The sequence below is a fragment of the Pseudomonas sp. QLc11A genome, from assembly GCF_052112305.1.
GTDB classification, from domain to species: Bacteria; Pseudomonadota; Gammaproteobacteria; order Pseudomonadales; family Pseudomonadaceae; genus Aquipseudomonas; species Aquipseudomonas laurylsulfatiphila.
Window position 1 is genome coordinate 1 of the sequence record NZ_JAVAJJ010000058.1, and the last position, 380, is coordinate 380.

Annotated in this window: 1 protein-coding gene; it reads left to right on the top strand. The window is 58.2% G+C overall.

Annotation, left to right across the window (positions count from 1 at the left end):
* Positions 1 to 380, top strand: a 380-nt coding sequence (locus Q8X48_RS29870; protein WP_407802673.1) for a calcium-binding protein, incomplete at both ends; no start/stop codon positions are given.

Genomic DNA, 380 nt, shown 5'->3' on the forward strand with positions numbered 1-380 from the left:
TTACTACGATCTGATCGTCACCTTCGCCAACGGCCGCACGGTCACGGTGGGAACCCAGCTTTATTCCGCTGATCCGAATGGGGAGTACGGCGTGCAGGAGTTCCGCTTCGCCGACGGTAGCGTATGGGATAGAGCGACTTTTTATAGCCATCTGCCGATCATCAACGGCGACGAGTTCGACAATATCCTTAACGGCGATGCGCGCAACGAAGAGCTCAACGGCCTCGGCGGCAACGACTCGCTGAACGGCCACGACGGTGATGACACGTTGAGCGGCGGTGAAGGTGATGACACGCTGAACGGCGGTAACGGCAACGACACATTGCTTGGCGACAACGGAGCCGACACGTTGGATGGTGGTAATGGCAACGACACGCTGA